6 protein-coding genes are annotated in these 5,718 nt (G+C 54.6%); all 6 read right to left on the reverse strand.

What is annotated here, in order from left to right:
- The coding region (locus MV985_RS08965) for a Dna2/Cas4 domain-containing protein (protein ID WP_297465498.1) at nt 1–177 on the reverse strand (177 nt) is incomplete at its 3' end.
- Nucleotides 174–2,396 (reverse strand): CRISPR-associated helicase Cas3', encoded by a 2,223-nt coding sequence (cas3, locus tag MV985_RS08970; RefSeq protein ID WP_297465490.1) that lies wholly within the window; start codon nt 2,394–2,396, stop codon nt 174–176. The genes cas3 and MV985_RS08965, both read right to left, overlap by 4 nt.
- A complete protein-coding gene (gene cas5b, locus MV985_RS08975) occupies nt 2,393–3,022 on the reverse strand; it encodes a type I-B CRISPR-associated protein Cas5b (RefSeq protein WP_297465492.1) in 630 nt (209 codons plus the stop codon). The genes cas3 and cas5b overlap by 4 nt, the downstream gene beginning before the upstream one ends.
- A gap of 4 nt (nt 3,023–3,026) precedes the next feature.
- Nucleotides 3,027–4,103: a type I-B CRISPR-associated protein Cas7/Cst2/DevR gene (cas7i, locus tag MV985_RS08980; protein WP_297465494.1), complete on the reverse strand. Its 1,077-nt coding sequence runs from the start codon at nt 4,101–4,103 to the stop codon at nt 3,027–3,029.
- A complete protein-coding gene (cas8a1, locus tag MV985_RS08985; RefSeq protein ID WP_297465500.1) occupies nt 4,100–5,419 on the reverse strand; it encodes a type I-B CRISPR-associated protein Cas8b1/Cst1 in 1,320 nt (439 codons plus the stop codon). The genes cas7i and cas8a1 overlap by 4 nt, the downstream gene beginning before the upstream one ends.
- A gap of 118 nt (nt 5,420–5,537) precedes the next feature.
- Nucleotides 5,538–5,718, reverse strand: a 181-nt coding sequence (locus MV985_RS08990) for a CRISPR-associated endoribonuclease Cas6 (RefSeq protein WP_297465496.1), incomplete at its 5' end; no start/stop codon positions are given.

The following is a 5,718-nucleotide window of genomic DNA, read 5'->3' on the forward strand; positions in this document are numbered from 1 at the left end:
GTCTACCCACTCGCTTTCCCCCTCCATCGTAATGCCGTGTGAGAAATACCAGAGCTTCGTTGGGCAGATGAAGAGGTAGTTGATTTCGGTACCACCGATGAGGAGCTGGTCGAGGGGGTATTCTTCGAGGCTCCGTGAGGTGGAGGTCTTATTGGATACACCCTTACCTCCGGTCACAGTATATCTCCTCCAGTTAGAGGCTCCCTCAACAGGCCCGTTTCAGGGCTGTACTCAAGCTCCGCGACGAGGATGTGTTTTCCCGGTCCCCTGTCGCTGAGCCTGTGGAAGCTCTCGCTCTCTGCCCAGTAGAGCCACATCGGCACTGGCACGAGATAGCGGTGGGCTTCGATTCCCATTCCACCCTCTATAAGCCAGAGAACCTCTCCCGCGTATATACCCGGAACGGCCTCAAGCCCGTTGAACATCTCGTAGAAAGCCTCCTCGTTTTCTCCTTTCCGCAGGGGCTTTACGTTGCTGAACACCTCCAGCGCGAGTTCCCGGTAGTGCTGAACCTCCTCAGTTAGCTTCTCCGAAATTGCCGAGTATGCCCTGCTGACGAGCTCCGGAACGAGCGATTCCCTCAGTTTTTTGCCGTCAAGCTCCTTTAGGAGCTTAACGCTCTCCTCAACCACCTCGTAGTCTCTGTAAATCTTCCTGTCTGCCCCGGAACCCCGAGTTAGGACGTAAACGTCTTCTATCCTTCCATTCCTCCATCCCTGTCTGTTAACCCTTCCAAAGCGCTGTATGAGTGCATCGAGCGGGGCCGGTTCAGTGAGAATGGTTGAAAAGCTCACGTCGAGCGAAACCTCCACCACTTGAGTCGCAACGACGAAGTCGTAATCGGTCATCCTCTCTAGGAGCGCTCTCTCCTTTCTCTCTCTGTCGCCGTGTGTGAACCTGCTGTGGAGGAGCAGAACGTTAAAGCCTCGCTCCTTTAGGGTATTGTAAGTAGATACTGCCCTGTCAACGCTGTTGCAGGCTATTAGAGCAGGCTTAGAGGTTTTTTTCACCCGTCTGTAAAGCCCCAGCTCTTCCACAAGCTCCCCAACGGAGTCCATGCTTCCCTCAACGACGTGAACCCTGTGCCGTGTAAAGTTGTCTGCTTCCTCCGGCGGAGTCTTTAGCTCCCCGAAGGGCAGGGTTTCCCTGATGAGGTTCTCAAGGAAATCCGGAAGGGTTGCGGTCATGACCATGACCTTCGCCTTTAGCTGGGCAACCTCTTCGAGCATTGCGAGGATTATCCCGAGGACGTTCGGTTCGTAGGCGTGTATTTCGTCGAAAATCAGGAGTGAGCCGGCCAGTTCAGTTTTCAGCATCTCATGGAAACCAACGCCGAAGAAGGCTTTCATGAGCTGGAACGGCGTTGTGACCTTCAACGGGGTGTATATCTTCTGGTAGAGCGAGCCGAGCCTCCTGTATTCCAGGGAGAACGAGTAGAGGTAGAAACCGGCGGAGCTGTGGAGGATTCCAACGAGTTCCGGGTCTGAGAAGAGGCCGAGAAGTCTGCGGTGCATCGCGTTTATGCTGGCCTTGTAGGGGAGCACGTAGAAGATTCTACTCGCTATTCTCTTTCCGCTCCTGAAGGCGTTTCTGTTGGCCCAGAGAAGCGCGGCCTCTGTTTTTCCGTAGCCAGTTGGGGCCTTCAGGAGCAGGTTCCCGCGGTGTTCCGATGCTTTCACCTGGAGCGGACGGAGCTTTCCGCGTGGAATCCTGAGTTCAAGCCTTTCTCCGATGTCCGGGATGAGCGCAATGGAAGTCTCGCCGGCCGAGGCCAGATGGTCGGAGGCGTTGAGGATGCCCCTCAGAAATGTCAGGGTTAGTCGTTCTCCATTGAGGTTCCCCTCGTACCACTCCTTCAGCTCCTGGAAGTCGAAGTCCCGGAGTCTCTCACGCCAGTCGGAGGGGAGTTTAAACCTCTTCGGCGGTCTCTTGGTGCCAAAGTAGTAGGCTTCCATGTTCGGAATCCTTGGTATGAACATCCGCTCCAGATATTCCGCCCTCTCTAAGAGCTCCCCAAGCTTTTCGTAGAACTCCGGCGAAAGGCTCTCATCCCTGACGGGAAGAATCGGCTCCAGCTCGTCGAGCGTTTTGTGGTGCGTAAGTATGGCCAGCGCTATGAGATTTTTCTCACGCTTCCCGTAGTCCAAGAACTGGACGAACGGAACCGAGAGAAGCTCGTGGCGGTAGCCCCATTTCCGGGGGTTACGCTGGAATCCCGAGGCGCACTTCCCGATATCATGGAGGAGAACCGAATAAAAGGAAAGTTCGAAGATTCCCGGCGATAGTTCTTCGAGCCAGTGAAACGAATTTTTCAGGCTTTTCAGGACGTTGATTGCATCGAGGGTATGGCACTCAAGGAACTGGTGGGGATTGAACTTGGCGTAGCAGAGCTTCATCCGCTCCACCTGTGGAGGTAAACTCCTATGTCTAACTCCGGGTCATAGCTGGCCTTTCTCGTCTGTCTCCTTTTTTCCGCCCGCGTCCTTGGAAAAGGGAGGACGACGAAGGGTTTCACCAGCCTTGCCCTTCTCGGGATGCTGGAGTAGTCGTATTCAACGACGAGCGAGTGGACCATGCCTGGGAGACCAAGGTTAATGGGAACGACTGTCCCGCCTATGGGAGCTTCCCCCTCCTCAAGCTCCACCCTTTTTATTTCCTCAACGGTCGCAACGTCGCTTGACCTTCCGAGGAGGAGCTGGTACCTTGGCTTTTTGAAGTGTTTTCTCCACTCATCAGGGAGATAGAGGTAAAGCTCCGCCCCATAGTGGAACTCACGCTTCATTATGTCCGTCTCGACCTTTCCCAGGGCGTAGATTTTCTCGAGGTCGAGGCCGAGTCCCTCGCTCCTGAAGACGTAGCCAACGTAGGGAATCTTCGTTAGGTAAACGGGTTCCCCCTTCGCGGCGGAGAGCAATCCCTGTATTGTTGATGGAGGAGGAACTGGTAGAGTGGGTTGATATCCTGACTGAAAGGTTGGAAAGCGGAAGGAAGCCGTCCAGGCCTTGAGCTTCACCCTTATCATCGGCTCACCCGTAGTACGCTTCGATTTCTTTCACGAACTCTTCTACGGCCTCACCCACGGTTCCGGTGAAAACTTCCACACCCGAAGTTCTCAGTGTTTCGGCGATTTCCTCGATGTTCCAGCCAAGGGAGCGCACGAAGCCGGTATCATAACCGAGGTAGAGCTTTGCTCCCTCCGGGATGACCTCCTTCAGGTCTCCGAGCCTCCTTGCGAGTGCCTCCGCGTCGAACCTAACTTCACCGTTTTCCTCGAAAACGATGTCGCTTATGAAGGGGTTTATTCCGGCGTCAACGCTGAGCAGAAGGACGAACTTCGGGGTTACATCCGTATGGTACTGCGTCTGCTTTGCCCCGCCGGTGAGGAAGCGGAGGGCTTTGATTGCCTCGGAGGCGCGCTCCTTTCTTATCTCCGGGGGCATGAGCCATTCCCTTTCGTTCCTTTTGACTCCGAGTTCCTCCGCCAGCTTCTCCATTTCCTCAACTTCTCTGAACACTTCCTCATTGTTCTTGTTCCTCTTCTTTGGAAGGTCGTCCCGGGTGAGGAGGTTCTTGAAGCCCGCCTTGCTGATTATCGTGAACCTTCCGACCGCATCGAGGTCGAGCGAGAAGGCCCCCTTGAAGATCGTGGAGTAGAATTCCTGGCTGTAGGGAACGGGGTCACCTTCGTGTCTGGATGCGTAGCCCTCATCAACCGTCAGGGAGTTCCTGTCCGGAAGAACCGAGATTAGTGGGGTATTCTTCAGGGGCGAAACCCTTGTGACGGTAACGTTCACACCGCCCTTTTTAAAGGCCCGCATGTAGCCGAAGACGTCGTCGTCCGGGTACTTGAGCGGGTTCGCGGCTGTAAAGACCTGCTTCTGCTCGCGGTACAAAGGCGAAAGTTCCCAGTCGAAGTGCTCCTTTAGAGTAAAGCGCCACCAGTAGCGCCAGGCCTGTGGGGAGACATAGGGGTAACGCTTTCCACCCCTCCTGAAGGTCTTCACCCTCGTAACGTTCCTGTCCGCGAGGCTTTCGTCTATGCCGAGCATGTTCAGGGCGGAATGCGGGGCATCTATCAAAACCAGACCGGTCGCAAACCTCATTCTTCACCCTCCTCAAATTCCTCTTCGGGTTCTTCAACATCCTCCGAGGCCTTCATCAGCTTGTCGTGAAGCCTTTCATAGATGCGGAAGAGAAGCAGGTTCCTGACGGTTTTCCAGGAGACGTTCAGGTCCTCGCCGTAGCTCGTGAGAATCCGCGCGAAGTCGTCGAAGCCCATCAAGGCACCGGGAATTCCCAGCTCCTGCCTGTCCTTCTCAACCCTGATGAAGAATCCCTCAAACTGGTAGAGCTTTTCCGCCCTCTCAAGCTCCCTGACGCGCCTCGATAGCTTGTTGTCGGGTAGCTTTTCAAGGGTCTCAACAATCCTGTCGGCAACTCTTTTAACGAACTCTAGGGCATCCTTATCCAAGCCCAACACCTCCGAGCAATAAAATGAGAGAAGCCTCCAGCTTGAGTTGGCCCGCCTGCTATGGGGATCTATGAAGTATGGCAGTATGCTCTTGCCCGAGAGGAGCCTGGCGTAGACGTCGTTTGGATAGCGCCTCTTGAACTCCTCAACTTCATCCCCGCTGGGCCTCCTTCTCCAGCCCATAGCGACTATATTGTTCCAGCCTCTTCTATCAACCCTGGCGGCAAAGGCTACGAACCGTAGAACAGGATTGGGAATGTAGATAACGTCTACCTCCTGCCCCTGGTTGTTGTTGACGAAGTAGTAGAGGGTTATCGATGCGTTTTCAAGCTTTCCCGTTTCGAGGCTCGTCCCTATTTCGATGAGTTTCTCAAAGAGGAAGTTCTCCGGCCTTCTGAAGTTCCTGGCAACGGAGGCAAGCTCCGTCTTCCTGACGTCGTCCAGCGCCTCCCTGTGGAACTCGAGCATGAGTTCGTAGGGGTAAGCGTGAATCACCAGAACCCTTGGGAGGCGGTAAGCTATTAGCGGCATCATCTGGGAGAGAAAGAGACAATGGGAGCAGATGTTGGCGCCGTCCTTGCCCGATGGGAAGTAGTTTGGAACGCCTCCAGTCCCTACGAGGGGAAAGTCAGACCTATAGACCGGTTTCAAGCGTGCATGTCGCCTTCCGCAGATTTCACAGGTTGGGGCGTTTGGGTCCTCAGGGTCCTCAGGTTCCGAGAGCAGGGCGAGTAGGTTTGCCTTTATCGCCTCAGGAGTGCGCTTCTTGGACATGCTGGGATTCGCCATTAGGATTCCGCTGTTGGGCAGCATCATTGCATGTATGTAGCCTGAACTCCACTCCTTCCTGGCGTATAGTTGTGAAGCGAACTCGACAGCCTTCTCAACGTCCTCCTCGGTTAATTCCTCCGGCTTTTCCTTACCGCTGAGCAGGAGTAGGGCAACCAGCCCGGCATCGGTGAAGGGATGCCCTGTCCAGTGGAAAAGAGATGGATTTTCGGGGCTCTTTTCTGAGGGCTTATTAAGGGATTGAAGAATTTTTGAAGGTTGTCTTGTCAGAAACTCCTCAAGCGCCTTTACCTTTCCGATTTCCGTCACCTCCCTCCCACGTCTTCTTCACTCTTCTTCGCCCATCAACCTTCACCATCCCGAAGCCTATTGAGTTCTTCTCTCCAAAACCAGCAAGATAGCCCACTCTTAGCAAACCTTCATCGCCCCGGGCCCTGAAAACGAGGTGCCACGCCCTC

Origin of the sequence: Thermococcus sp., from assembly GCF_027012695.1 — an archaeon.
Taxonomy (GTDB): Archaea; Methanobacteriota_B; Thermococci; order Thermococcales; family Thermococcaceae; genus Thermococcus.